This is a genomic window from endosymbiont of Riftia pachyptila (vent Ph05), assembly GCF_000224455.1.
Classification (GTDB): Bacteria; Pseudomonadota; Gammaproteobacteria; order Chromatiales; family Chromatiaceae; genus Endoriftia; species Endoriftia persephonae.
In genome coordinates this window covers 1-22,076 of the sequence record NZ_AFOC01000040.1, presented here as the reverse complement: position 1 = coordinate 22,076, position 22,076 = coordinate 1, and the positions used below count along the sequence as shown (strand labels likewise).

Genomic DNA, 22,076 nt, shown 5'->3' with positions numbered 1-22,076 from the left:
TTTCAACACAGCAGACCCGCCACACAACATCGACCTGCTCTGATCTTCACAACACCCTCTAGTGGGAATCCAGAGGCTCAATTATGTTATCGCTCCACAGCAAAGCCAATCGATAAAGCGGACAACTGAGTCCACACAATTGCAACTTAGGACTTTGATTCTTTTTTTAGCTCGTGGTTAGACTAGTAGTTGGAAAGGTTAGATGGGGCTATAAATTAGGTTGCAACAGGACGCGCGCCCCGACTACCCGACAGTTGCACAGAAGCGCTGTCGGGCTCTGGCACAGGACAGATGGGACCTGCAAAGTGAAATGAAAAAATGGCAAACTGCCACTATGATCACAGACTTTGTAGCGATCCACTTGAAAAACAGAATTTACTACATGGAATCTTCATTTCGCGTTTAACTACGTTGTTTCGCAAAGTTTTTTTAGACTACTATAATTCATATTTTGCTGAACAAGCGTCTAAAACAAAACCAGCAGACGCTCTTGCGGGGGACAAAAAACTGATAGCTATGGGTACCGAGCCCACGAATGATAGCAAGCTGTTCGACGACCTGCCCGATGGCGCAATCACGCTACTCCAGCTGAGTGACAGCCATATTTATGCAGATCAGGATCGATGCTTGGTTGGTATCAACACGCAAGACAGCCTCGACCAGGTCATCGCACTTGCACGGCAGCAGCTCAGCACGCCCGATCTGCTGCTGGCCACCGGAGACTTGGTTCACGATGCCTCGGCAGCCGGCTATCAGCGCATCGCAGAGCGCCTGTCGGCCTTTGGCTGCCCGGTCTACTGTCTACCGGGCAATCATGACGTTCCGAAGGTGATGCAGGAACACCTGAACAGGCCTCCTCTCTACTGCCTGCCCAGCCTCCAGCGTGGGAACTGGTCGATCATCTTTCTCGACTCCACCATCCCGGGCAAACCAGGCGGACACCTGGACGATGCCCAACTTGAACTGCTGAGTGAGACCCTCAACCGCCATCCCAAACACCACACCTTGATCACCATGCACCACCATCCGGTGCCAGTAGGCAGTGCCTGGATGGATACCATGGCGCTGGTCAACCCGGAGCCGCTTTTCCATCTGCTGGAGCAACATTCACAGGTCCGCGCCGTACTGTTTGGCCACATCCATCAGGAGTTTGATACGAAACATCGCGGTATACGGCTCATTGGCACCCCCTCCACCTGCATCCAGTTCATCGCTGGTCAAGACAAGTTTGGCATTGACAGCAAGCCTCCAGGCTATCGGGCCATGGTGCTGCTGGAGAGCGGCGAAATCCGCACCGAGGTCCGACTACTCCAGGCCTTGCCGCTTGGCCTCGACCTCAGTTCCGGCGGCTACTAAAGGACGATCGGCACGGTCTCTGCCACAGACATGCTCTGCACTCCATGTGCGATACGTACCGCAACCAACTCCACCCCAGCCTCAGCAACCACTCTGCGCAGGGTTTCTGCATAGTTCGGATCGATCTGCTCGGCGGGTGAAAAAACGGTCCCTTCCGGCCGGTTGATGGCATACACCATGACGCCACGGTATCCCCGCCGACAGGCCTCTGCCAGCATCCGCAGGTGTTTTCGGCCACGCTCGGTCACTGCATCCGGAAACAGAAGCGACGCCCCCTCCAACAGGGTGACATTCTTCACCTCAACCCAGGCATCCGCCCGCGGACCCTGCGCGAGGAATAAATCGAAACGGGAGCGGGGCTCTCCTGGAACCTCGAAAACACGCTCCCGCTCCACTCTTGCGTAACCGGCAAGGGAGTCGATCAGACCGGCCCTGACCGCCTCCTCAATCACCGGATTGGTCCGCCCGGTATGCACACCGATCCAGCCACCCCCCATCTCGACCCGCTCCAGGGTCCACTCCAGTTTGCGCCGCGGGTTGTCACTATGGCTCAACTGCACTGCAGCACCTGGCCGCCAACACCCCAGCATGCTACCGGTATTGGGGCAGTGTGCGGTTACCTGCCGACCATCCTCCAACTCCACGTCGGCCAGAAACCGTTTGTAACGCTTCTCAATGCGACCAGATACCAGTGGCGGCAACTCCATCACGACTCCATTTCAGATCTATTTTTTAAACAGACAGGAGGACCCTGCCGATACATTCTGCGGCTTGCCTAAACGGCCTAAACAGCCCTGCAGTGACTTTGCACCAGCCACAACTGGCGCTTATAGTAAGCCTAGCCTGAGAACAACCCGCTCAATGGTTTTACAAGGAGTAGAAGATGAAACAAACGCTGTTGTTGTCCGCCTGCTGCGGCCTGATCGGCCTCAACTCTGCGATAGCAGACGATTACACTCCACCAGGCGGATACTACAGTGCTCCCGGCGCCAGCAACGCCCCCTACAACAGTTATCAACAACCGATCGGTGGGCAACCCCAGTCTCTCTACGGCAACCCAGGTTACGTCGCACCGCGCTCCGATTATGGCTCTGCAAACCAGGATGATAGAGGGATCCATATCAATCCGATGAATATGATGAACCGCATGTTCGGTTCATCAAATCAGCGCGATGATTACGGCCGTAACGATCGCTACTACGCACCACCCGCACAATACGATCGTGGGAATAATTACGGCACCACCCCGACTTATCAGGCACCGTTTTTAGGCTACGGATATGGCGATACCCCTGGATACAGCAACCCGCAAGACTATGGGAGTGCATCGAGCTACGGTTACACCTCGCCTTCCCAGTACACCCAGCCAACCTATCCATCTCCCCAAGACTACAGCCAGCAGGGTCAGGCACTATCTCAACAACCCGGCAGTAACCAATACGACACCAGCGCCAACATCAACACACCACCAGCGCCCGTTCACCAGACTCAAACGAGTCCCACTTGGCGCCCACTCACTCAGGCACAACCTGCCTCTACCAGCGCATCGATTGGCCGCTACTCTCAAGACCCGCAGATACCTGGGCAATTCGGCATGGAATCGATTCCAATGGTCAACGGTCAACCTGCCAAATTCCGGCCCCTCGAAACGCCGCCGAGAGCCAACGACGGGACAGTCTCCGCACAGTAGGGCGGAGCCGGCGTCTTAGATCGAAAGGCCGCTAGCCGATAGAAAAGCCTCGGTACTCCTCGCCGAACAGGGTCTCACACACCACCGCAGTGACCTGGGCACTGGGTGGCCCCTGATGCAGCCATTCCCGCAACGCATCAACCGCCGCGGCATCGCCACAGGCCACCACCTCGACACGCCCATCCAGCAGATTTTTGGCATAGCCGGTCAGCCCCAGCCGCTCCGCCTCGCGGCGGCTCGTAGCTCGGAAAAACACCCCCTGCACCCGGCCGGAGACATAACAGCGGCAGCAGACGACCCTACCCTTTTCATTGACGCTAGTTTTCATCGAAGATCACTCTGACTGGCATACCGGCACGCAGCCCTCCCTTTTCAGGCAACCCGAACACCACCTCCACTGGATATTTCGGCTCACCACCCGCTCCTTTCACCGGTTCCAGGCCGATCCGAACGATGCGACCAGGATACTCACCCTGAGCAGCCACCACCCGGGCCCTCGTTCCCACCTGCAGGCCATGCAGCTGCTCCAGATCGAGCTGCAGTACTGCCTGCATCTCTCCGCTGGCAGCCAGCACCAGCAACGGCACAGTGTCCAAGCGATTGACTACCAGTTGCCCAGGCTGCACCAGCAACTCGACAATCAGGGCATCAAAGGGCGCTTTCAGCCGACTGTAATCCTGCTCCAGTTCAGCCTGCGCCAACTCCGCCTCTGCCTGAGCGAAGGCGGCTTCAGCCTTGGCAAAGGCGATCTCATCCAGCTGTTTTTCGTGATCGGAGAGCAGGGTGCGCTCATAGAGCTCCAGCGAGCGTTCCAGCTCCCGGCGTGCCTCTTGCCGCGTCTCTCTGACAGATTTCAGCCGGACCCGGGCCGCCTGAAGGCGGGCCGCGATCGCCCGCTGCTCAAACTCCAGCAGTAGAGTGCCACGGGCCACCTGCTCTCCCTGAACCACGGGGATGCGAGCGATCCGGCCACTCACCAGGCTGCTCAGTTCGAGTCGTTTATGCCACGCCACCCTTCCCTCAAAGGTTGAAGCGAGCACCATACTGCTTGCCAGCAACAACAGGCAGCCAGTCAGCAGAACCCTTTTCATCATCTCTCCCCCTCAGCCGCTTCGGCCGGCACCTGATCTGTCAGCAGCTCTCCCGTCAGCGCATCAAGCTTTGCCCAGGTCAGGGCAATATTGAAATCGTTCTGCGCCTGTTTCAGGCGGATGTCCGACTCCCGCACCATCGAATCCCCCAAGTCGCTGGAGACCTCCATTTCATAGCGGGCGCGCGCCCGATCAAGGTAGAGTTCCCGATAGTCGCTGGTGACCTCCAGCTCGATCCGTTCCGCCTGAAGCTGTTGCAGCTCCATCCACAGCTCCAGCACCGACTGTCGCAACTCCAGCTGCTTCAGCGCAAGTTCAGCACGCCGTTCGCGCAGCTCGGCCCGCCGCTGCGCCGTTTCCGCATCTACCCGCGACGCGCTAAACAGCGGTAACTCAAACACCAACGCAGCACTCATGTCGTTTCGCCCCCCCAACTGCCGTTGGTAAGCCCCTGCCTCCAGCTCACCGCGGATCACCGGATTGTCAGCAGCCTGCGCGGCGTGCAACTGCTGCTCTGCTGCACTCACCGCAGCGCGCACTGCCTTCAGGCTTGGGTTGTCCTGCAAGACCTTTTCGATCCACGGCTCCAGTTCGCCTGCCTCCCGCCCCAGGGCCAATGTTGGAAACTCCAGCTCTGCTGGCAGATCATCGGGACGGTTCAGACTGATCGCTAGCTGTGAGCGGGTGATACGCTGACGGTTCTGGCTGGTGATCACGCGCCGGCGGCTCAACTCGAACAGCCTCTGCAGTCGCAGCACCTCGAGATCGGAGGTCTCGCCCAGCTGCTGGCGATTCTGCGCCCGGTCAAAACGGATAAAGGCGATCGACATTGCCTCATTCTCCCTGGCGTACTTCAGGTCAGCCAGCAGCACCCCAAAAAAAGCCTCCATCACCTGCAGACGCCGCTGCTGGCGCAATTCCAGCAGCTCCCAGACGCGCCCCTCACGGGCCGCATCAGCCGCTGCGATGCTCTGTTCGGTTCGTCCAAAGTCATAGAGCCGTTTGCTCAGGCGCAGCTTCAACCAGCTGTCATAGTGCTCTTGATTGGTGGAATTTGGTGAAGGCTCGATGACCCGCAGGGCCGCCTCTACCCCGCCAGTCAGGTCGTCATCGGCTTCGGCACCAGCATACGCGGCCTCGGCTATCGCCAGAGCCGCCTGCAGCTGTTCAAGTTGAGGATGTTCGCCATCGGCCAGCAGCAGCGCCTGCCGCAGTGTCAGAGGTGTGGGTAGCGGCTCAGCTGCCTGAGAGAACGGAGCGCACAGGAAGACAAACAGTGCGGCGATCAGCCGGCCTCTATTCCACCGCCCGCTCACCGTCCTCTGAGTTCCTTGCGCTTCTGCCGTTTGTAGCGTGGGAAGTTGGTCTCTTTATAGGCTCCGCTGACCACAAACTCCCCCAGCCAGAGAAACTCCTGCGAGTCCTTGCTGGCGCCGGTGAAGCGCGTTATCAGCTTGCCATTGAGGTCGAAAAAGCCAAACACCGGGGTCGCACGAACGCGGAACTGCTTGAAGGCAAACTCCTTCTCCGTGACCCGTTTCCCATTGAAATCAGTGATCTCCACATCGCCTTCGATATCGACACTGAAGATCAGAAAGTGCTGCTTGAAGTAGTCCTGTACCGCCGCCTGGTTCAGTACCCGCTGTTTCATACGGTGGCAGAAGGGGCACTCGTCCATCTCGAACATGATCAGAATGCCCTTCTTACCCTCTTCCCGGGCCGTCTCCAACTCTTCGCTGAAATCACCCAGTGACTGATCGAAAAAGTGCTCGCCCGGATCACGGGTAGCGGCGGCGCTGTCTGCCGCAATCAACAGCCAGAACAGCAACCAGAGCAGACGAGGATTCAGCATCGCTCAGCCTCAATTGTTTTTGTCGATAAAGTTCTCGATGTCGGAAGCGGAGATCTGCCCGACCTGACGCGCCACCACCTCGCCCTGAGGGGAGATCAGATAGGAGGTAGGCAACCCCGGCACCTTACCCAGAGCCGTATGCGGTGTGGGCTTCTGCATCAGGATCGGATAACTCAGAAATTGGTCATCAACAAAACGTCGCAGACGCTTCTTGTCGATCCGTTCCATATCGACACCGAGCACCACCGCGTCTTTGTCCTTGTGATTGTTGTGAAAAACCTCAAGTTCGGGCAACTCCTCCCGGCAGGGAGGACACCAGGTCGCCCAGTAGTTGACCAGCACCCATTTGCCGCGGTAGTCGGAGAGGCGATGCTGCTTGCCATCCAGCCCAGGCAGCTCGAAATCGACACCATCTGCCAGAACGAGATTCGTAAACAGCACGGTAATCAGCAAAGTTGTGAAGAGCTTTGCACTCATTTTCCCAAATTCCCCCAAAACATGCGGACTCGGTCCTGATATTCCTGGCACCCAATGTGTGACACTCATTCTCGGCATTAATTCGCTGGATTTCAATTTCATCCAACGGACACGAAACTCAAGTTCGGCACTGGAGCGCCGAACACTAGAGAGAATCAAGGTGCAAACCAGGATAGTTACCTTTTATTCGCTATGTTCAGTCTTTTCAATAATCGTGCTGACCTGATGGATCAGACACTGTTCTCTGTCCCGGCCCCTGACTCGACACAGAGTCCGCTGGTTGAGACTCACCCTGGGCAGCTGCGACAGTGGGTTGCATCCCTCCCCTATGCCAGCCCGGAACGGGTTGCAGAATTTGTCATCGCCAATCTGAGCCTGCTCAACCGTCATCCCGACAGAGTCAAGGATCGTGCAGAGCTGATGGAGATCTACCGCATGCCCAGCACCCGGTTGTGCCGTATTCCAATCGGCAAAAGGGGTGCACCAGACATACTGCAGATCCGCCGTCTGCTGACGGAGATGGCCTACGGCTACAAACACATCATCAACGAATGCCTCAACAATCGCTCCTGGTTGAAACAGCGCAAACGTCTGCTGCACAGTATCTTCTACGCCCTGAAATTCCTTGCGCTGGAACAGTTTGTCGCCTTCGAAGGCTATGACTGTCGCTCCCGCAAGTCGTTAAGCGAGGTGCTCAAACTCTATGCCCTGGCAGAGCAGCAGAATCTGCATAACGAAATCATCGACGACCATGACCAGGCAGGTGACGAGACCTCGACCATCAGCCATCAGACCAAACGCATCATCCTCGTCTCACTGCTTGACCCCTGTCATCTGGAGCCGGGTGAGGCGCGTATCTGTTTCGACTTCCTCAACCAGTATGCCGGCAAGGCGAAGTTCGGCTCCGTAACCGCCACAGGTGACGCTGCGGGACGATTTGTCATCGACATGTCGGGTATGGAACCATCCCGCCCCTTCGACCCGGATACCAGCCCCAACCTCGATCCGAGACGCTATCGCCGCTTCAGCCTCACTTCGGTCAGCAAGCGCATCCACAGGGCGCAGCAAAAGATCGCCATGAATGGTGAGGAACCACCTCCAGGGCTGCAGCACCTACCTCCGGAGGAGGCGATCCTGATCCTGCGGCGCATACTCAAGTCGTGGCACATTCAGCAACAGCGCGGGGCAGACCGGCAAAACCGACCGCGCCGGGTGGCGATCGCACTTGGCGTCACCAGCATCCACCATTATCTGCAGACCCTGGCGATCCAGAACGAATCCTCCAGCGACTCCAGCTTCTCGGTGATCCTCAATGGCAATCTAGGGGCGGACTACGCACCGCAACACAAGAGCTTCGAATGCATGCAGGTGGACCAGAGCGCCAGCGGCGTAGCACTACAGCTGCAGCTCTCGCAGAGTTCATCCCCCCAGGTGGGGCAACTACTGCTGATCACTGCCAGCGAGGATGAGAACAGTTCTGACTGGCGCATCGGCGTGGTGCGCCGCGCCATGCGCAAGGGCAACAGCTCGCTGGAACTGGGTGTGCAATTCATCCGCGGCCATGTCAGCCCGATCACTCTGCGCACTCCGAACAAAGGCAAAGAAGAGCAGCCAGGACGACGCGCACTTTTCATTGACCGAGGACATAAGCATCGGGGGTCGGTGATCGTCTCACGCAACTCTCTCGAGCTGGACCAGGGGTACCGGGTGGATGAGCAGACCCCCGATCCAGTGATCGTGCCGATGCAATTGGCCGAGGCGACCCCAGGTTTTGCCCGCTATCGCCTGAAGGATACTTGACGCCCCATGGGGCTCACGCATAGAGATCGTCCAGCGGCTGCTGCAGCTTACTGATGAGATCTTGATCCAGTGAGGCAAGCAACTCCGCCAAACGGGGGGATTCGGTCTCCACATCACCGGCTGTCGGCAACACAAAGTGATCGGCGTGATAGAGTTCGAGCAGCGAGGTCTCTCTCAGGTCCCGCGCCAGCGCCCACCCCCTATCCTCGCTGCGCAACACCAAGTGCGCTGCCTGCAGCGCCTTCAGCGCCGCCTCGATCCGCTCCTCTCCCGCCTCCGGCTCACGCTCAGTCAGCTCCGCGGTACTCAGTTGCCCCCCTTCCTGCTGGACCTCACGCAGATAACCGATCAAACGAAATGCAAGCAGAAAACTGGCTCCCCTCGAGTAGAACTTCTCACGCCAATTGTGCCGATAGATCCCCAAGCAGTAGGTAAACTCCGCCCCCAACAGGGTCACCAGCCAGGAGAGCCAGATCCAGATCAGAAAGATCGGGATCGCCGCCATCGCCCCGTAAATCGCCTCATAGGTGGGAAACTGGGTGACATAGAGAGCGAAGCCACGCTTCGCCGTCTCGAACAGCAGCGCTGCCAGCACGCCGCCGGCAAAAGCGTGGCGCAACGGTACGTTGCGGTTTGGCACCAGCGCATAGAGCAGGGTGAAGGCCAGTGCCGAGATCAGCACCGGCATCACCCCCAGCAGCCGGGTGCGCAGCTGCACCACCGTCGCATCCTCGATGAAGATCGGCAGGGAGACCAGATAGGAGGTAACACCCACGCTCACCACAATCAGGATCGGCCCTAGCGAGAGGATCGCCCAGTAGACCAGGAAGGTCGCAATCGGCTTGCGCTTCTTGCGCACGTGCCAGATGGTATTGAATGCCTTGTCAATGTTCGCCATCAACATCAGCGCGACGACAAACAGAAAACCAAAACCAACCCCGGAGAGCCGTCCCGCCTTCTGACTGAAGTTTCTCAGATGCTCCTGGACGATCTCCCCCGCCGCCGGCACAAAATTCTGGAAGACAAAGTTCTCGATCTCCGACGCCGCCTTCTCCGAACCAGGAAAGGCGGAGAAGAGCGCCAGCATCACCGTCATTAGCGGCACCAGAGAGAGCAACGTGGTATAGGTCAGGGCCGCCGTGTTCTGAATCCCGCCATCCTTCGCAAAATGGTGAAACAGCAGCGAGCTGAACTGACGCAGCAGATCCAGATAACGTCTCGCCTCTGCAGAGATATCCCGGGTCATGGCCTTCCTTCCTCAATCGCGGCGGCGCCAGTATGCCACATCGCTTCTGGAGGCAAACAGCCAAGCTGTTAGAATCCGCGGTAAAAACTCACGGCCCCCTGCGGCAGAATTGCTAGAATGCCGTGCCCAATCGGAAGGAGAACCGCATGAGCCTCGAGATCTATTACAATCCCCGCTGCAGCAAATGTCGCCTGACCCTGCAACTGCTGGAAGAGAAGGGCGAAACCGCTGAGGTGATCGAGTATCTGAAGACTCCGCCTAGCCGCGAGCAGCTGGAGCAGATCCTCGACATGCTCGGCCTGCAACCGCGTGAGCTGATGCGCAAAAAGGAGGCGGAGTACAAGGAGCTCAAGCTGGCCGACGAGGGCCTCAGCCGGGAACAGCTGATCGACGCCATGCTCACCCACCCCAAGCTGATCGAACGCCCCATCGTCATCAAAGATGGCAAGGCCGCCATCGGCCGTCCTCCCGAGCTGATACTGGAGATCCTCTGAGATGAGTGAGATCCTGATTCTCTACTACAGCCGTCACGGCGCCACCGCCAGCATGGCGCAACAGATCGCCCGCGGCGTCGAGGAGATCGCCGGCGCCAGCGCCCGGCTGCGCAGCGTGCCCGAAGTCTCCACCGAATGCGAAGCGGTGGCCGACACCATCCCCGACAGCGGCGCCCCCTATGTCAGCGCGGCCGACCTGGAGGGCTGCGACGGACTCGCGCTAGGCAGCCCCACCCGCTTCGGCAACATGGCGGCGCCGATGAAGTACTTTCTCGACTCCACCAGCCGGCTCTGGATGAGTGGCAGCCTAATCGGCAAACCCGCCGGTGTCTTCACCTCCACCTCCTCCATGCACGGCGGCCAAGAGAGCACCCTGCTGTCGATGATGCTGCCGTTGATGCACCACGGCATGCTGCTGCTCGGCCTGCCCTACAGCGAGACCGAACTGCTGCACACCCGCACCGGCGGCACCCCCTACGGCCCCAGCCACCTCGCCGGCAGCGACAGCAAATTGCCCCTCAGCGACGAAGAGAAAAGCCTCTGCCGGGCCCTCGGCAGACGTCTCGCAGAGACCGCAAACTGCCTGAAAGGCAGTCGCTGACCCACCCATGAGCGCGCTGCAACTGCCCCTCGGCATCGGTTTCCACAACACCGTCGATTTTGATGGCTATGTCGCGGGAAACAACGCCGAAGCGGTCAGCAGCCTGCGCTCTGCAAACGACCCGTTCATCTATCTCTGGGGCGAAGCGGCCGTCGGCAAGAGCCACCTGCTGCAGGCGGCCTGCCGGGCGCAACAAGAGCAGGGCGACAGCAGCGCCTACATTCCACTGCAGGAGATCAGCAGCTTTGCCCCCGAGATGCTTGACGGCATGGAGCTGCTCGAACTGGTCTGCATCGACGATCTGGATAGACTGGCGGGGGATACAGGGTGGGAGATGGCCCTGTTCAACCTCTTCAACCGGCTGCGGGAGAACAGCGGACGACTGCTGGTCAGCGCCAGCGTCTCACCCGCCTATCTGCCGATCGAACTGCCCGACCTCGCCTCACGCCTCACCTGGGGACCCTGCTATCATCTGACCCCGCCCGACGACGCAAGTCGCCTGCAACTATTGATCCTCGGCGCCGCCAAACGTGGCCTCGACCTGAAGCCGGAAATCGCACAGTTTCTGCTGCAGCGTATCCCCCGTGACACTCGTTCGATCCTGCAGCGACTGGAGCAGCTCGACCAAGCCTCGCTGGCGGCACAGCGCCGCCTGACCATCCCGTTTGTACGGGAGATCCTCAAGCTCTGAACGGCTCCCTAGTGTTTAGCCGACTGTTAGACGTGCCACCCTTTGCGTTGTGCCTTGCGGGTCCAGACCCAGACATAGCCTATGCCGCTGGCCAGGGTGGTGGCGAGGGTGCTCCAGATCAGCACCGCCAGCAACAGTGGCGGCAGTGCCAATGGACCGGCGTTGGTCACCGTCGCCAGCACCAGCAGGATCTGCAGCAGGGTGTTCAGCTTGCTGATCAGACTCGGGTCAGCCTGCAGATCCTCGACGAGGAAATGGTAGTAGAGCCCGCCCCCCATGATTAGCAGATCGCGGAAGATCACCGCCATCACCAGCCACACTGGCAATAGGTCGAGCGCCCCCAACACCAGAAACGAGCTCATCAGCAACGCCTTGTCGGCAAGCGGATCGAGCAGGCCGCCGAGCCGACTCTGCCAGCCAAACTGCTTGGCAAGAAAGCCGTCCAGCCCGTCGGAGATACCGGCCACCGCAAACAGCATCAGAGCGACGCCAAACTCCCGCACAAACAGCAGCCAGACCACCGGAACGGTCATCAGGATGCGCAGAAAACTGATCAGATTGGGGATATCCCGGGCTTTCACGAGGGAGCCTCTGAACGAATCATGGGCGGCAGCCTTGCGGCCAAAATCCCCCGCTGCTGCGTTACACCAAGGGCATTTCCTGCGAGCAAAATCTTGGCAATGGACTCGCTATTACGCCGCACAGGGATGTGCAAGTATCGCGGAGATAGGATATCGTTGAGCGGCCCTGCGATTTCCGCCTTACAGCGAAAAATTTGGCCTCACAATTCTGCTCGCCCAGATTCATTCAGAGGCTCCCTAACGCAACCGATATTCCAGACTCTGCTGATCCAGGCTCAGCGCCGTAGCCGCACTCTCAGCCAACGGCGCCTCAACGACCACCGGCTCCAACACCCCGCCCAGGCGAATACCACGCCGCAACGCCTCACGTCCGCCCTGCACCCGGGCAAGGAAGCTGACCCGATCGGGCTCCGCCTGCAGCAGATCGAGCTGTTCGATCATCACCAAGGTTTTGAGATAGTCACGCACCAGTACATAGTCGGCGAGACGTTCAACACCAGCGATACGAATACGCAGGGTGCCCGCATCCAGGGCGCCGGCTTTCGGGGCAAACCGGGCCACCAGCAGATTGCCCGCCTGCTCCACACCCTGTTGCGCCAGCTGCTGCCGGTTGGCGCCATCCGCCTGCCAGCTGCTGGCACCCTCGGCATCGTAGAGGGTCCAGTCGGCACTCCAACTGTTGGCTGCCAGGCGACGCAACCGTCCAACCAGCACCACATCAGGGAGGTAGCGCTCTGAGGCGCTGCGGATGTTCTGTTCGAACAGCCCCCAGATATCGCTGCTCTGGATCGCCGTCTGGTCCTCCAGATCCATCAGAGGCACCAGCAACGGCAGACCCCGCTGCTGCGCCACCACCTGCATCGATTCGCGCAGCTCGGGCTCCATTTCCGGCTGATAGAGCGTACGTTGCCGGCCATTATCGAAAGAGAGCCAGACCAGGGTGGAGGGGCGTTCGCTACCCCAGGCGGGCAATCCATTGTCCCGTAGCAGCCGGTTCACCGCCCGCTCATCGAAACGCACCCACAGCAGCCGGTCCGGCTGCGCGGCGGCCCCCTCGGCGACAGGCTGCGCCGCGGCCTCACCAGTCGGCGGAGGCGGCAACATACGGTAACGATACTGCTGCACATAGCGCGGCGCGCGCTTCTGTACGCTGTTGAACCAATCGAAGACGAGCAGCTCCCGCTCACCGGTGGCTTTCACCAACATGCGGGCGAAGGCCTCGCGGATCCCCGCTGAGCGCACTGCGGCACTCTGCCCGGCTACCGGCACTTCGGCTTCATAGATACCCTCGACCCGTTCGGCGAACACCTGCCCCGGCAGCAGCGCCGACAGCAAAAGCAGAACCCAAACGCTATGCCAGCTCATCATCTCTCTATTCCCCAATCTCTTTTCTCCCCAGCCAGGGACTGAGCCGGATTCTAGCCTGCAGCGCAGTAGCTGTCTAAACCCGCGCCGCACAAGCCAATATCTGCTAGAATCCCCCGCCATTCAATCCCCCCTGCAGCAGCGGAGCCAGAGCGTGGAACACGAGTCCAACAAGCCGTCTGAAAGCGGCCTCAGCTACCGGGATGCGGGCGTCGATATCGATGCCGGCAACAGCCTGGTGGAACAGATCAAACCGATCGTCAAACAGACCTTCCGGCCCGGCGTATTGAGCGGCCTGGGCGGCTTTGGTGCGCTGTTCGAGCTGCCGCTGGATCGCTACAGGGAGCCGGTGCTGGTCTCCGGCACCGACGGCGTCGGTACCAAACTAAAGCTGGCGCTGGCGCTCAACAAGCACGACACCATCGGCATCGATCTAGTGGCAATGTGCGCCAACGACATCGTGGTGGCCGGTGCCGAGCCGCTGTTCTTTCTCGACTACTACGCTACCGGCAAGCTGGACGTGGATACCGCCACCGAGGTGGTGCGCGGCATCGCCCAAGGCTGCAAGCTAGCCGGCGCAGCGCTCTCCGGCGGCGAAACAGCAGAGATGCCGGGCATGTATGGCGAGGGCGACTACGATCTAGCCGGTTTCTGTGTCGGTGTAGTGGAGAAGAGCAAACTGATCACCGCCGAGCGGGTCCGCCCCGGCGACAGCCTGATCGCACTTGCCTCCTCCGGCCCCCACTCCAACGGCTACTCGCTGATCCGCAAGGTCATCGAGGTAAGCGGCGCCGACCTCTCCCAGCCAATGGGCGAGACCAGCCTCGGCGAGGCCCTGCTCACCCCCACCCGCATCTACGTCAAACCCCTGCTGGAGTTGTTCGATAATTGCGATGTGCATGCCCTGGCCCACATCACCGGCGGCGGCCTGCCGGAGAACCTGCCGCGGGTGCTGCCGGAGGGCAGCAAGGCAGTGATTGACGCTGGTAGTTGGCAGATCCCCCCCGTGTTTCGTTGGCTGCAGGAGCAGGGCAAGGTGGCGGAGAGCGAGATGTACCGCACCTTCAACTGCGGCGTCGGAATGGTTGTCTGCCTGCCTGCGGATCAGGCCGACGCGGCCATCGAACTGTTGCAGGCGGCGGGTGAGCAGGCGTGGCAGATCGGCCGCATCGAGGCCCACGATGGCGAACCAATGGTCGAGATCCGCGAGCCGTGAAGCAGGCAGACAAACCGACGCGTGTGGTGGCCCTGATCTCAGGGCGCGGCAGTAATCTGCAGGCGATCATCGACGCCGCCGGCACCAGCCTGCCGATCGAGCTGTGTGCGGTGATCAGCAACCGCGCCGATGCCCAGGGGCTTGAGCGGGCCACCGCAGCGGGCATCGCCACCGCCGTGCTGGAACACACTGACTACGCCGAACGTGAGCAGTACGATCAGGCGCTGATCGAGCTGATCGATCGCTACCGCCCCGATCTAGTGATGCTGGCCGGTTTCATGCGCATCCTGAGCCCGGCATTCGTGCGCCACTATGCCGGACGCCTGCTCAACATCCACCCCTCACTGCTGCCAGACTACCGCGGCCTGCACACCCACCAGCGGGTGCTGGATGCCGGCGAGCAGCTGCACGGCTGCAGCGTCCACTTTGTCACCGAGGAGTTGGACGGCGGCCCGCTGATCGTACAGGCTCAGCTGCCAGTGGCGGCAGATGATGACGAGGCGAGCTTGGCCGCGCGGGTGCTGCAAAAAGAGCATCAAATCTACCCGCTGGCGATCCGCCTGTTTGCCGAGGGGCGACTGCGGCTCAGCGACCGAGGCAAGGTCGAGCTTGATGGCACACCACTAACCCAACCGCTGACCTTCACCCCCGAGCAGGAGATCAGCTGAGCGATGCGCGACAGCGGCCGGCTTCACCTGCCCTGCCTGCTCGCCGTTCTGCTGTCGCTCATCTCACCAACAGCCTACAGTCAACCTGCCGGGCTACAGTCGTTCGAAGCTCACTACAGCATCAGTCGCCAGGGCATCACCCTGGGGCGACTGAAACTCTCGCTGCGCTTCGACTCCAGCGGCAACTACCGCTATCGCGCCGACTCCGAACACACCGGCCTGTTCAGCTGGCTACATCCGCAGCAGGTGGAGGAGCGCAGCGAGGGACACTTCGAGCAGGGTCAGGTGATCCCGCAGCGCTACCACTACCTACGTCGTCATAGTGACGAGAAGAAGCAGATCAAGCTGCAGTTCGACTGGCAGAAACGCCAGGTCACCACCTCTACCGGTGACAGCCGCTGGCGACAGCTGATCGAAACAGGCACCCAGGACAAATTCAGCCAGCAATTGGCGGTACGACTCGACCTGGCGCAGGGCAAATCGGAGATGCACTACCGGGTAGCAGACGGCGGCCGGCTCAAAGACTACTACTTCCAGTTGCGTGGCAGGGAGCGGATCAAAACGGTCGCCGGGACACTTGACTGCCTGCGGGTGGAGCGGCGTAAAGGGTCGGGTAAGATCGACTCCACCATTTGGTTTGCCCCCACAATCGATCACCTGCCGGTACGCATCTTGCGCAGTCAGGGTGGGGCCGAGTATCTGATGGAGTTAGAGACATTGGTCAGCGCCCCGTGAGAAGCTTCAGGGTCGGGGTAGAGTCACACCCTGCTGCCCCTGATACTTGCCGCCACGATCCTTGTAGGAAGTCTCACAGATCTCATCGGATTCAAAGAAGAGGATCTGCGCCACACCTTCGTTGGCATAGATCTTCGCCGGCAGCGGCGTGGTGTTGGAGAACTCCAGAGTCACATGCCCCTCCCAGTCGGGCTCGAGCGGGGTGACGTTGACGATGATGCCGCAGCGGGCATAGGTCGACTTGCCGAGGCAGATGGTGAGCACATTGCGCGGGATGCGCAGATACTCCACGGTACGTGCCAGGGCAAAGGAGTTTGGGGGGATGATGCAGACGTCGGATTTCACATCGACAAAGCTGTTGGCATCAAAGTTCTTCGGATCAACCACCGCCGAGTTGATGTTGGTGAAGATCTTGAACTCGCCGGCACAACGGATATCGTAGCCATAGCTGGAGGTGCCGTAGGAGATCACCCGCCCAGCAGATCCCTCACGCACCTGCTGGGGCTCGAAGGGTTCGATCATGCCATGCTCGGCCGCCATGCGGCGGATCCAACTGTCGGATTTGATACTCATCAGCTCAGACTACTCAGGCGCCTGCAATATAAAGAGCGCATCATACACAGCCCGACCCCGCAGCGCCAAACCTGGCTGGCAGTTACGCCCGACCACCCTCGATTATCCCCAGAAACCAGCAGCTCACGACAGGAACACATCTCCCAGACACACCATTCACATACGAATCAGAAGGTTGATCAACAACCTTCATTGTGCTGCTTTTATAGTAATTTCTGCTCCCGGCGCCCCTCCACCCAGACCGGACAATCACCCGATGAAGCAGCCGCCCGCAAAAAACCGAGTGCCTCCAACCGATCCAGCCACCGGTGTAAACGTCGATCAGCAGACAGAAACCGATCAGTTGGATAACCTGCTGGAGCTGCAGCGGAGGATACTGGAGTCGATTGCCAGCGGCTTGGAGAGTGTCACCATCCTGAATCAGCTCTGCCAGCTTATCGAGGCCATCGTGCCACACTCACTAGCCTCGGTGATGTTGCTCAACCCCGAGAGCGGTCTGCTCAGGGTCGCCTCCAGCCCCTCTTTCCCACCCCAGGCACTGCCCTATTTCGATGGCATCAAGCCGGGAGAGACCATGGGCTCCTGCGGTAATGCAGCCCTCTCGGGGAAACCGGTGTTCATCGACAACGTACCCGGAGACGTCCGCTGGGACGGCCTGCGGGAGGCGGCTGACATGTTCCAGATCGGTTCCTGCTGGTCGTTCCCGATCCTCTCTGTGCAGCTGGAGGTCCGCGGCACTTTCGCCATCACCTCACTGGAGGANAGGACCCCTGACGCCTTTCAAACCCGCCTGCTGGAGACGGCCTCTTGGCTCGCCGGCATCACCCTGCGCAACGAGGAACGCAAGGAACGCCTGTTGCAGTGGAGCACCGCTGTGGAAAACTCCTCAGAGGGGATGATGATCACCGATGCCCGAGGCAATATCCTCGACGTGAACAGCGCCTTTTGTGTGATCACCGGTTATACGGCGCAGGAAACCCGGGGATGCAATCCACGCATCCTGCGCTCTGGCCGGCACGACGAATCGTTCTATCAGGCGATGTGGAACGAGTTAAAACAGACCGGTCACTGGCAGGGAGAGATCTGGAACCGGCGCAAGGACGGCGAGGTTTACCCGGAGTGGCTGAGTATCAGCCAGATCGCCGACGATGCGGGAGAGATCCAGAACTACGTGGCGGTATTCACCGACATCAGCAGCATCAAGGAGTCGGAGCGCCAGCTGTTCCATCTGGCCCACCACGACCCCCTGACCCGCCTGCCCAATCGATTGCTACTCAATGCCCGTCTGGAGCACCTGATCGATCAGGCCCGGCGCAACATACACTCTATCGCCTTGATGTTCCTCGACCTGGACCGCTTCAAAAACATCAACGACTCCCTCGGCCATGCCCTGGGCGATCAGCTGCTGATCGAAGTCGCCCAGCGTCTTAACGGCCGAATCCGACAGCAGGATACACTGGCTCGCCTCGGCGGGGACGAGTTCGTGGTGATCCTGGATCAGCCCGGAGGCACCTCAGAGATCGCCAATCTGGCCCAGGTCCTGATCGACGCGCTGGATCAGCCCTTCAGCCTCGGTGGAAAAGAGGCGTTCATCACCACCAGCATCGGCATCAGCCTCTACCCAGACGACGCCATCGAGCGGGAGGCCCTGCTGCGCAACGCCGACATCGCCATGTACCGGGCCAAGGAAGAGGGACGCCACCGCTACGCCTTCTATACCCCAAGCATGACCCGCCATGTACAAGAACGCCATACCCTGGAGAGCCAGCTGCGTCGCGCTCTGGAGCGGGAGGAGTTCGAACTCTTCTACCAGCCCCAAGTGGAGGCCAACAGCGGTTGCATTGTCGGCAGCGAGGCCCTGCTGCGCTGGCGCCATCCACAACGGGGACTAATCTCCCCGGAGCAGTTCATCCCGATTCTGGAGGAGACCGGATTGATCGAGGACGTGGGCCGCTGGGTTCTGGAACATGCCTGCATACAGACGGTCACTTGGCAGCAGACAGGCCTGCCTGGGATTCGCATGGCAGTCAATCTCTCCCGGGGGCAGATCTCCTCCACCTGCCTCGGACAGCAGCTGCCCCAGATCCTGCAACACACGCGTATGGACCCGACTCGGCTGGAGCTGGAGATCACCGAACACAACTTCATGCAACGGCCAGACACGGCAATTGACGTCCTGCATGGTCTGCGGGAATTGGGAGTGATGCTAGCGATCGATGGCTTTGGCACCGGCTACTCCTCCCTCGCCAAACTCAAACAGCTGCCGGTCAACTGCCTCAAGATCAATCGCTCCCTGGTGCGGGACATCAGCGTCGATTCCGAAGACGAAGCAATCTGCCGCGCCGTGGTCGCTTTGGGCCACAGCCTCAACATAAAGGTGATTGCCGAAGGGGTCGAGAATGAATCCCAGGCTGGGTTCCTGCGCACCATCGGCTGCGACGAACTGCAGGGCTTCCTGTTCAGCCGCCCCCTATCGGCCAAAGACTTCACACAATTATTGCAGGCGATGAAGGCAGAAAAGACCGACTAGCAGACTGTTCGTAAGCTTGGCTCAAGGAATCAATTCCAGAGGCCGATAAGGTGACAGACCCTGAGTAACGACCTCAGAGACCGTTCACCGAGGTAAAATATGGCCCCAAAACTTCCGGAGAAAGTGTTACTCGTCGATGATGATCGCAACCTGCTGGACTCATTCCGCCGCCAGTTTCGCAAAAGATTGAACTTGGTCACCGCTGTCAGCGGCGGTGATGCACTGCAGGCGATCCAGGACGACGGCCCCTTTGCAGTGGTGGTCTCGGACATGCAGATGCCCAATATGGATGGCGTAGAACTGCTCACCAGGGTCCGGGTAGCCGCCCCCAACACCGTTCGCATCATGCTCACTGGCAACGCCAACCTGGAGGTGGCCCTGGGCGCCATCAACCAGGGCCACATCTCCCGTTTTCTCAACAAACCGGTGGAGGTCCCCGAACTCTACGAGGCGATAATCGACGGCATCCAGCACTACCGGCTGGTGATGATGGAAAAAACGCTGCTGAATAAGACCCTGAAGGGGGCAGTGAACCTGCTCACCGACATCCTCAGCCTGGTCGATCCCGACTCCTTCAGTCAGGCCTCCCGCATCAAACGCCACGTCGACACCATGCTCAAGAGCCTGGGACTGCAAGACACCTGGCATTTTGAGCTGGCCGCGCTGCTCTCTCAGATCGGGCATATCACCATCCCCCGCGAGATCCTGGAAAAGGTCGCCAGCAACGTTCCGCTCACCACCAAGGAGGCAGCTCTCTACAAAACTCATCCGGAGATCGGCAGCCGCCTACTACAGCACATCCCCCGGCTGGAGACTGTGGCGGCCATCGTAGCCCATCAGGAGGCGGAGGATGAGATGGAGAAGATCGGCAAGCACCTCTCTCAGGAGGATAAAATCACCCTTGGTAGCCATCTGCTGAAGGTCGCCATTGCCTATGACAAACGGATCACTGCTGGTATGGATGAGGATCAGTCCCTGACCGAGCTAAAAGACGAGCCCACCCGCTACGCACCGGCCCTGGTAGAGGCCCTGGCCGCCGGTGAGGGCAGCAACAAGCAGGTGGAGATCATGCATCTGCCCCTGGCCAAGCTGCACTCTGGCATGATTCTGGATCAGAATATCCGCACCCAGGCCGGCACCATGCTGGTCGCCCGAGGCCAGGAGCTAAGCCAGCCGATCCTGCTGCGCCTGATCGCGGCGGAACACAACGACGTCATCCATGGACCCTATCGGGTGGTGAACGTCAGGGAGTAGCCCAACAAGGTTCTCCAATGAACGCTTGTTCCTCGCGCCGCTGAACTTGCTCATTCCATAGGGACGACAGGACGAGTGCGTAGAGATCTCAGCTCCCGGCGACCTGTCACCTCAGAATCTTCCACCTATTTGTTTTTAGCTTCAGGTTCGCTTTGCCACAAGGGCAGACTTACGCAAAACGTCGCACCCTCCCCATCCTCTGTTTCGAGGGAAGGAAATAGGGGATATTGGTCTGTTCAAACGCAAGGAGCTCAGCACCAAGCCGTTCGCAGTGGCTTACGAGAAACAGTCTTCGGACGAACCGCGCTTGGAGTTCTGGGAAACCTACGGATGCTGGACCCAAGGTACGAGGCCATGTAAGAAGCCCCTCAACTAAAACCCCCGCATTGCGCGGGGGGCTTTTCGAACAACCTTAGTTATTTTGAATCACGATGTTGGGGAACTTGGCCGCATAGTCCTTGGCCTGCAGCGAGAGCTTGGCCGCCGTCTTGCGGGCGATCTCGCGGTAGATCTGGGAGATGCGCGCCTCGGGATCGGCCACCACAGTGGGCTGGCCGCTGTCGGTCTCGGCACGGATGCGGGTATCCAGCGGCAGCGCACCTAGCAGATCCACGTGGTACTGATCCGACATGCTCTGGCCGCCGCCTTCGCCGAAGATGTGCTCCTCATGGCCGCACTTTGAGCAGATGTGGGTGCTCATGTTCTCCACGATGCCAAGCACAGGCACCTCCACCTTCTCGAACATCTTCAGACCCTTGCGGGCGTCGAGTAGGGCGATATCCTGGGGGGTGGTAACGATCACCGCGCCGGAGACCGGTACCTTCTGCGCCAGGGTCAGCTGGGTGTCACCGGTGCCCGGGGGCAGATCGATCACCAGGTAGTCAAGGGCGTCCCAATTGGTATCGTTGAGCAGCTGCTCCAGCGCCTGGGTGACCATCGGGCCGCGCCAGATCATCGGCGTCTCCTCGTCGATTAGGAAACCGATCGACATCGCCTGCACGCCGTGACCGGTCATCGGCTCCAGGCTCTTGCCGTCCTTGGAATCCGGCTTACCCTCGATACCCAGCATGCGCGGCTGGGAGGGACCATAGATGTCGGCATCGAGCACACCCACCGTGGCGCCCTCTTCGACCAGCGCCAGCGCCAGGTTAACGGCGGTGGTGGACTTACCGACACCGCCTTTGCCAGAGGCAACGGCGATGATGTTCTTGATGTTGTCGATCGGTTTCAGCGCCTTCTGCACCGAGTGGGCCACCACCTTCCAGGTCACCTCGACCTCGGCGGTGGCAACGCCCTCCAGCGCCTCAACCTGTGCCTTCACAGCGGTTTCGATATCACCGACACACCCCTTCGCCGGGAAGCCCAGCTCCACGGAGATCTTGACCTTGTCGCCATCCACAGCGATGCTCTTCACCGCCTTGGCGCTCACTAGGTCTTTGTTCAGGTGGGGCTCAAGATAACCCTTGATCGCCTCGTTGATCTGATCTTGCGTCACTTCTGACATCGCTGTTACTCCTACCACCGAGCGACCAGAGCGCCCGGACTATTCAAAGAAATTGGGATGGCGGCAGATTCTACACCATTATCGGAAAAAGTTACCAAGTAATTTGCTGGGTTTTATCCCATAAGCGACTGACCGGAGCGTCTGCCAAGACCCGCAGAAAACCTCAGAAGATGGCGGCAACCCCTGCGGGTCAAACTACCTCTGCCGGCCAATCTTTTAAAGATGCGCTCAGAAACACCGTTAATACAGATATGCAAGACATGACGCAAAGGATCCTGATCGTCGACGATGACCCCGGCCTGCTCGCGGGCATCCGCCGCTCATTGGGTCGACGCTACGATTTGGAGTGCGT

General features: G+C 59.7%; 22 protein-coding genes and 1 pseudogene. 12 read left to right on the top strand and 11 right to left on the bottom strand.

Annotated elements, in window-relative coordinates; translation table 11 throughout:
* Positions 1–516 precede the first annotated feature (516 nt).
* Positions 517–1,356, top strand: coding sequence for a 3',5'-cyclic-AMP phosphodiesterase (gene cpdA / locus RIFP1SYM_RS07905; RefSeq protein WP_006474295.1), 840 nt, complete (start codon positions 517–519; stop codon positions 1,354–1,356).
* On the opposite strand, the gene sfsA is transcribed toward cpdA, so the two are convergent.
* A complete protein-coding gene (gene sfsA / locus RIFP1SYM_RS07900) occupies positions 1,353–2,063 on the bottom strand; it encodes a DNA/RNA nuclease SfsA (RefSeq protein WP_039960024.1) in 711 nt (236 codons plus the stop codon). The two genes, cpdA and sfsA, sit on opposite strands and share 4 nt — an antisense overlap.
* Before the next feature lie 176 nt (positions 2,064–2,239).
* Between sfsA and RIFP1SYM_RS17440 the strand changes: the two genes are divergently transcribed.
* A complete protein-coding gene (locus RIFP1SYM_RS17440; protein WP_139042095.1) occupies positions 2,240–3,046 on the top strand; it encodes a hypothetical protein in 807 nt (268 codons plus the stop codon).
* Positions 3,047–3,077: 31 nt separating this feature from the next.
* On the opposite strand, the gene RIFP1SYM_RS07895 is transcribed toward RIFP1SYM_RS17440, so the two are convergent.
* Genes RIFP1SYM_RS07895 through RIFP1SYM_RS07875 form a run of 5 tightly spaced genes read right to left on the bottom strand, consistent with a single transcriptional unit; the run spans position 3,078 to position 6,466 of the window.
* Positions 3,078–3,374, bottom strand: a complete 297-nt coding sequence (locus RIFP1SYM_RS07895; RefSeq protein WP_005961641.1) for an acylphosphatase — start codon at positions 3,372–3,374, stop codon at positions 3,078–3,080.
* Positions 3,364–4,140: an efflux RND transporter periplasmic adaptor subunit gene (locus tag RIFP1SYM_RS07890; RefSeq protein ID WP_005961639.1), complete on the bottom strand. Its 777-nt coding sequence runs from the start codon at positions 4,138–4,140 to the stop codon at positions 3,364–3,366. Before RIFP1SYM_RS07890 ends, RIFP1SYM_RS07895 begins: the two co-directional genes overlap by 11 nt.
* Positions 4,137–5,453, bottom strand: coding sequence for a TolC family protein (locus tag RIFP1SYM_RS07885; RefSeq protein WP_005961637.1), 1,317 nt, complete (start codon positions 5,451–5,453; stop codon positions 4,137–4,139). Before RIFP1SYM_RS07885 ends, RIFP1SYM_RS07890 begins: the two co-directional genes overlap by 4 nt.
* Positions 5,450–5,989: a thioredoxin family protein gene (locus RIFP1SYM_RS07880; protein WP_005961635.1), complete on the bottom strand. Its 540-nt coding sequence runs from the start codon at positions 5,987–5,989 to the stop codon at positions 5,450–5,452. The genes RIFP1SYM_RS07885 and RIFP1SYM_RS07880 overlap by 4 nt, the downstream gene beginning before the upstream one ends.
* Positions 5,990–5,998: 9 nt before the next feature.
* Entirely contained in the window at positions 5,999–6,466 is a 468-nt protein-coding gene (locus RIFP1SYM_RS07875) for a TlpA disulfide reductase family protein (protein WP_006474299.1), read from the bottom strand.
* Positions 6,467–6,691: 225 nt separating this feature from the next.
* On the opposite strand from RIFP1SYM_RS07875, the gene RIFP1SYM_RS07870 reads away from it, so the two are divergent.
* On the top strand, positions 6,692–8,266 hold the full coding sequence (locus RIFP1SYM_RS07870; protein ID WP_240992058.1) for a flavoprotein: 1,575 nt from the start codon (positions 6,692–6,694) through the stop codon (positions 8,264–8,266).
* 13 nt (positions 8,267–8,279) lie between these two features.
* On the opposite strand, the gene RIFP1SYM_RS07865 is transcribed toward RIFP1SYM_RS07870, so the two are convergent.
* Positions 8,280–9,512 carry a virulence factor BrkB family protein gene (locus tag RIFP1SYM_RS07865; RefSeq protein WP_005961629.1) on the bottom strand — a complete coding sequence of 411 codons (1,233 nt, stop codon included), beginning with the start codon at positions 9,510–9,512 and terminating at the stop codon, positions 8,280–8,282.
* A 146-nt stretch (positions 9,513–9,658) separates the two neighbouring features.
* On the opposite strand from RIFP1SYM_RS07865, the gene arsC reads away from it, so the two are divergent.
* From arsC to hda, 3 genes are read left to right on the top strand one after another with little or no spacing between them, the layout of a single operon-like run.
* Positions 9,659–10,006, top strand: coding sequence for an arsenate reductase (glutaredoxin) (gene arsC / locus RIFP1SYM_RS07860; protein WP_006474302.1), 348 nt, complete (start codon positions 9,659–9,661; stop codon positions 10,004–10,006).
* 1 nt (position 10,007) lies between these two features.
* Entirely contained in the window at positions 10,008–10,607 is a 600-nt protein-coding gene (wrbA, locus tag RIFP1SYM_RS07855; protein ID WP_005961625.1) for an NAD(P)H:quinone oxidoreductase, read from the top strand.
* Between the two features lie 7 nt (positions 10,608–10,614).
* Positions 10,615–11,298, top strand: a complete 684-nt coding sequence (gene hda, locus RIFP1SYM_RS07850) for a DnaA regulatory inactivator Hda (protein ID WP_005961623.1) — start codon at positions 10,615–10,617, stop codon at positions 11,296–11,298.
* A 26-nt stretch (positions 11,299–11,324) separates the two neighbouring features.
* Here hda and RIFP1SYM_RS07845 read toward each other — a convergent pair whose 3' ends face one another.
* Both RIFP1SYM_RS07845 and RIFP1SYM_RS07840 read right to left on the bottom strand, forming a co-directional pair.
* On the bottom strand, positions 11,325–11,879 hold the full coding sequence (locus RIFP1SYM_RS07845; RefSeq protein WP_005961621.1) for a CDP-alcohol phosphatidyltransferase family protein: 555 nt from the start codon (positions 11,877–11,879) through the stop codon (positions 11,325–11,327).
* A 237-nt stretch (positions 11,880–12,116) separates the two neighbouring features.
* Positions 12,117–13,247: a DUF2066 domain-containing protein gene (locus tag RIFP1SYM_RS07840; protein WP_240991609.1), complete on the bottom strand. Its 1,131-nt coding sequence runs from the start codon at positions 13,245–13,247 to the stop codon at positions 12,117–12,119.
* 151 nt (positions 13,248–13,398) lie between these two features.
* Between RIFP1SYM_RS07840 and purM the strand changes: the two genes are divergently transcribed.
* Genes purM through RIFP1SYM_RS07825 form a run of 3 tightly spaced genes read left to right on the top strand, consistent with a single transcriptional unit; the run spans position 13,399 to position 15,863 of the window.
* Positions 13,399–14,460: a phosphoribosylformylglycinamidine cyclo-ligase gene (gene purM / locus RIFP1SYM_RS07835; protein ID WP_005961617.1), complete on the top strand. Its 1,062-nt coding sequence runs from the start codon at positions 13,399–13,401 to the stop codon at positions 14,458–14,460.
* Positions 14,457–15,128 carry a phosphoribosylglycinamide formyltransferase gene (purN, locus tag RIFP1SYM_RS07830; protein WP_006474305.1) on the top strand — a complete coding sequence of 224 codons (672 nt, stop codon included), beginning with the start codon at positions 14,457–14,459 and terminating at the stop codon, positions 15,126–15,128. The genes purM and purN overlap by 4 nt, the downstream gene beginning before the upstream one ends.
* A 3-nt stretch (positions 15,129–15,131) precedes the next feature.
* The gene (locus tag RIFP1SYM_RS07825) at positions 15,132–15,863 is read left to right on the top strand and encodes a DUF3108 domain-containing protein (RefSeq protein ID WP_005961613.1); all 732 of its coding nucleotides are present in this window, start codon (positions 15,132–15,134) and stop codon (positions 15,861–15,863) included.
* 6 nt (positions 15,864–15,869) lie between these two features.
* On the opposite strand, the gene dcd is transcribed toward RIFP1SYM_RS07825, so the two are convergent.
* Positions 15,870–16,436 carry a dCTP deaminase gene (gene dcd, locus RIFP1SYM_RS07820; RefSeq protein ID WP_005961609.1) on the bottom strand — a complete coding sequence of 189 codons (567 nt, stop codon included), beginning with the start codon at positions 16,434–16,436 and terminating at the stop codon, positions 15,870–15,872.
* Here dcd and RIFP1SYM_RS07815 point away from each other — a divergent pair.
* The 3 genes and pseudogenes from RIFP1SYM_RS07815 to RIFP1SYM_RS07810 all read left to right on the top strand — a co-directional run bounded on the left by RIFP1SYM_RS07815 (position 16,384) and on the right by RIFP1SYM_RS07810 (position 20,220).
* Complete coding sequence (locus tag RIFP1SYM_RS07815; RefSeq protein ID WP_005961607.1) at positions 16,384–18,966, top strand: bifunctional diguanylate cyclase/phosphodiesterase; 2,583 nt, start codon at positions 16,384–16,386, stop codon at positions 18,964–18,966. The genes dcd and RIFP1SYM_RS07815 overlap by 53 nt on opposite strands.
* Positions 18,967–19,065: 99 nt before the next feature.
* Positions 19,066–19,410 (top strand): annotated as a pseudogene (locus tag RIFP1SYM_RS19005) (response regulator); the annotation flags it as partial.
* Positions 19,411–19,452: 42 nt separating this feature from the next.
* Positions 19,453–20,220 (top strand): HD-GYP domain-containing protein, encoded by a 768-nt coding sequence (locus RIFP1SYM_RS07810; protein WP_420855216.1) that lies wholly within the window; start codon positions 19,453–19,455, stop codon positions 20,218–20,220.
* Positions 20,221–20,632: 412 nt separating this feature from the next.
* On the opposite strand, the gene apbC is transcribed toward RIFP1SYM_RS07810, so the two are convergent.
* Complete coding sequence (apbC, locus tag RIFP1SYM_RS07805) at positions 20,633–21,724, bottom strand: iron-sulfur cluster carrier protein ApbC (protein ID WP_006474308.1); 1,092 nt, start codon at positions 21,722–21,724, stop codon at positions 20,633–20,635.
* Positions 21,725–22,076 lie beyond the last annotated feature (352 nt).

Bases quoted from the DNA above. Each gene is read 5' to 3' on its own strand.
- cpdA (WP_006474295.1), top strand. From the start codon at position 517: ATGGGTACCGAGCCCACGAATGATAGCAAGCTGTTCGACGACCTGCCC.
- sfsA (WP_039960024.1), bottom strand. From the start codon at position 2,063: ATGGAGTTGCCGCCACTGGTATCTGGTCGCATTGAGAAGCGTTACAAA.
- RIFP1SYM_RS17440 (WP_139042095.1), top strand. From the start codon at position 2,240: ATGAAACAAACGCTGTTGTTGTCCGCCTGCTGCGGCCTGATCGGCCTC.
- RIFP1SYM_RS07895 (WP_005961641.1), bottom strand. From the start codon at position 3,374: ATGAAAACTAGCGTCAATGAAAAGGGTAGGGTCGTCTGCTGCCGCTGT.
- RIFP1SYM_RS07890 (WP_005961639.1), bottom strand. From the start codon at position 4,140: ATGATGAAAAGGGTTCTGCTGACTGGCTGCCTGTTGTTGCTGGCAAGC.
- RIFP1SYM_RS07880 (WP_005961635.1), bottom strand. From the start codon at position 5,989: ATGCTGAATCCTCGTCTGCTCTGGTTGCTGTTCTGGCTGTTGATTGCG.
- RIFP1SYM_RS07875 (WP_006474299.1), bottom strand. From the start codon at position 6,466: ATGAGTGCAAAGCTCTTCACAACTTTGCTGATTACCGTGCTGTTTACG.
- RIFP1SYM_RS07870 (WP_240992058.1), top strand. From the start codon at position 6,692: ATGGATCAGACACTGTTCTCTGTCCCGGCCCCTGACTCGACACAGAGT.
- RIFP1SYM_RS07865 (WP_005961629.1), bottom strand. From the start codon at position 9,512: ATGACCCGGGATATCTCTGCAGAGGCGAGACGTTATCTGGATCTGCTG.
- arsC (WP_006474302.1), top strand. From the start codon at position 9,659: ATGAGCCTCGAGATCTATTACAATCCCCGCTGCAGCAAATGTCGCCTG.
- wrbA (WP_005961625.1), top strand. From the start codon at position 10,008: ATGAGTGAGATCCTGATTCTCTACTACAGCCGTCACGGCGCCACCGCC.
- hda (WP_005961623.1), top strand. From the start codon at position 10,615: ATGAGCGCGCTGCAACTGCCCCTCGGCATCGGTTTCCACAACACCGTC.
- RIFP1SYM_RS07840 (WP_240991609.1), bottom strand. From the start codon at position 13,247: ATGATGAGCTGGCATAGCGTTTGGGTTCTGCTTTTGCTGTCGGCGCTG.
- RIFP1SYM_RS07825 (WP_005961613.1), top strand. From the start codon at position 15,132: ATGCGCGACAGCGGCCGGCTTCACCTGCCCTGCCTGCTCGCCGTTCTG.
- dcd (WP_005961609.1), bottom strand. From the start codon at position 16,436: ATGAGTATCAAATCCGACAGTTGGATCCGCCGCATGGCGGCCGAGCAT.
- RIFP1SYM_RS07810 (WP_420855216.1), top strand. From the start codon at position 19,453: ATGATGGAAAAAACGCTGCTGAATAAGACCCTGAAGGGGGCAGTGAAC.
- apbC (WP_006474308.1), bottom strand. From the start codon at position 21,724: ATGTCAGAAGTGACGCAAGATCAGATCAACGAGGCGATCAAGGGTTAT.